Source organism: Lamprobacter modestohalophilus (assembly GCF_016583905.1).
Taxonomy (GTDB): Bacteria; Pseudomonadota; Gammaproteobacteria; order Chromatiales; family Chromatiaceae; genus Lamprobacter; species Lamprobacter modestohalophilus.
In genome coordinates this window covers 1-2,701 of record NZ_NRRY01000122.1, presented here as the reverse complement: position 1 = coordinate 2,701, position 2,701 = coordinate 1, and the positions used below count along the sequence as shown (strand labels likewise).

The window sequence follows — 2,701 nt, the reverse complement described above, 5'->3', positions numbered from 1 at the left end:
ATGCCAACCTTGATGACCCCGAGATCATCGCCGCGACCAGCGACGCCAGCGGCGCGATCCCCACATCGGTCTTGGTCCATGATGCACTGGATCACCTGCTCTGCGGGTTCGCGCCCAGCGGTCATCGCGCCGAAGCGATGGCCCTCGAGCAGCTGGCGCGACGCACCGGCTCCGACCCAACGCCCGACTATCGGCAAATGGCCCGCGAGGATCTGCTCACCGGCCAGGTGGTTGGCGAGCCACTGTACCGATTCATCGGCGCAGAGCTCCGTCATCAGCTCCCGATGACGGCGACCGACTGGGATGATCGCTCGGTGGCGAACGCGCTGCGCGAGCGACTCGGTGACGAGGCACTGATCGAGCAGCTGGTCCAGCGCATGGCCGGGCTCGGGCATGCCGGTCGACCGCACGCCCTGCTGAGTTGGCGCGTCACCGGCTTTGCGTACTCCCACCGCACCGAGCTTGGACTGCGCCTGCAGCGCCTGCTCGAGCAGATGGACGCCTGGGTCGACGCCGAGGGATTGACCGAAACGTCCGGCGAGATCCGCATCGGGCAAGGCGGCTGTGCCTTTGCCGCCGAGCAGGGAGCGCGCTTGGAGGTTTAACAAGGCTGTTCGTCGAGACTGCGTTCGGCCGCCTAGACGCCATTCTGGACCCGGGACTGAGCCCTGTCAGCGCATCACCGGCCCCGCGGCTCAAGCCCGAAGCAGTCCAGATCCGAGGCAACGCTCAGCGCGCCCGGATAGACAGCGCGAATCCGCGCCAGACTGTCATCCAAGGCCCGCTCGGAGCGGCGCATCAGATGGCTGAGCACCAGATGCTTGACCTCGGCCGTCTTGGCGATCTCGGCGATCTCCGAGGGCAGGGCATGTAGCCCTGCGGCGACCGCTCCCGCCTGCTCGGGCACGGCATGGTCCATGATCATCAGATCAGCATCGCGCGCAAAGTCGACGAACCAGGGATCATCGCCATTCAGATCCCCGCTGAAAACGATGCGTTGCTCGCCTACATCGATGCGGTAGGCCAGCGCCGGGACCGGGCCATGGCTGACGCCGATGGCGCTGACCTGATAGTCATCCGTCTCCAACACGGGGATCGGCTCCTGGCTGTCCGCCTCCAGCGTGTGGCGCTTCAGCCTAACCAGCCCGTCGCTGCCATCGAGATAACCGGCGAGGTAGCCGAACGCCCCGGTCTTTGCAGCGAACAGCCCCTGCAGATAGCCCTCGAGATCCGGGTAATCCCCGCCGCCGGTTGGGCCGGCTATCGGCAAGGCCCGATTACGCGGGCTGAAATAGCCGCTTTTCAGCAGCGGCGGCAGGTCGGTCGCATGGTCGGCGTGCAGATGCGTGAGCGCGATCAGCTCGAGGTCGGCAAAGCGCGCGCCGCTGGCCCCATAGCGCGCGAAACTGCCGCCACCGAGGTCGACCAGCACCCGCGCCTTGCCCTCCAGCCACATCAGATAACCCGCGCTGGCGCGCTCCTGCTGGGCCTCCGGGCCGCCGGAGCCGAGCACCTGCACCGCAACCGGTGCCTCGCAGGCGCTGGCCGCGGCACTGCTCCCAGCGCCCAGGCTGGCCAGGATCAACAATCCCTTGGCGAGTCGCCATCGTCTTGATGGTCGGGCCGGGGCGTTGCTGTGCAGGTTGGTCCACAACGGATCGAGCGGGTGCCAGCGCAATGTTGAAGTGAAGGTGTCGCGGAAACGGCTGAGAAACGAAATGGCACTATCGAGGGTCTCTTGCATGATGATGGCGTCATTCCGGGATAGATTCATGGTGGCTGAGATGGCCGCGAAGGTTTGCTGCAGATCACCCGTTATGACCGTCCTCGCGGCGGCCTTCTTTCGCCATCCATCGAGCGCTCATAAAGAGCACTAAAAGGAATACCGCGCCGCGCGGGTCCAAGAGGCAAACGGATCAGATCCACTGATCACATCCACCCAACCCGAGGCCCGAAGACCACCCGATGCCGGCCGAGATCGATCTCACCACCCGTGTCGAGCTACCGCGCGCCGAGCTGCCCCAGGCCGAGCCCGGCGTCCTGGTGATCTTCGGCGCCCGCACGCTGATTCCCCACAGACACCGCTGAACCGGACCACAGGAGCACCAATGAATCAAGAGGCCAGACAGCGCGCTTGGCGACTACTCGAGGAATCGGTGGTCACCTATCACGGCCAGCCGGTCGGGACCGTCGCCGCCCATGATCCCGAGACCGAGGCGCTCAACTACGACCAGGTCTTCACCCGCGACTTCGCCATCTCCGCCTTTGCCTTCCTGCTCGACGGTCGCCCCGAGATCGTGCGCCACTTTCTGACCGCCGCCGTGCGCCTGCAGAGCCACGAGCGACAGCTCGATTGCTTCAAGCCTGGCGAGGGGCTGATCCCGGCCAGCTTCAAGGTCACCGGTGAGGGCGCCGATGAGCAGCTTGTCGGTGACTTTGGCGAGCACGCCATCGCCCGCGTCGCCCCGGTGGATTCCGGCTTCTGGTGGCTGCTGACGCTGCAGGCCTATGTGCATGTCACCGAGGACCGCGCCTTCCTGCATCAGGCCAGCGTGCAGCAGGCGATCCGGCTGCTGCTCGATCTGAGCATGACCAGCCGCTTCGACATGTTCCCGACCATGCTGGTGCCGGACGGCTCCTTCATGATCGACCGGCGCATGGGCGTCTATGGCTACCCGATCGATATCCAGGCGCAGTTCTT

Annotated in this window: 4 protein-coding genes; 3 read left to right on the top strand and 1 reads right to left on the bottom strand. The window is 65.7% G+C overall.

From position 1 onward, the window contains the following. Positions 1–605 (top strand): hypothetical protein (locus CKO42_RS26090; RefSeq protein WP_200252174.1); only part of this gene is annotated, 605 nt, incomplete at its 5' end. Positions 606–679: 74 nt separating this feature from the next. Here the strand turns inward: CKO42_RS26090 and CKO42_RS26085 are convergent. After that, entirely contained in the window at positions 680–1,774 is a 1,095-nt protein-coding gene (locus tag CKO42_RS26085) for an MBL fold metallo-hydrolase (protein ID WP_200252158.1), read from the bottom strand. 191 nt (positions 1,775–1,965) lie between these two features. On the opposite strand from CKO42_RS26085, the gene CKO42_RS28085 reads away from it, so the two are divergent. Then, positions 1,966–2,088: a hypothetical protein gene (locus tag CKO42_RS28085; protein ID WP_274608974.1), complete on the top strand. Its 123-nt coding sequence runs from the start codon at positions 1,966–1,968 to the stop codon at positions 2,086–2,088. A gap of 20 nt (positions 2,089–2,108) precedes the next feature. Then, a partial coding sequence (locus CKO42_RS26080) for a glycoside hydrolase 100 family protein (protein WP_242479727.1) occupies positions 2,109–2,701 on the top strand: 593 nt, incomplete at its 3' end.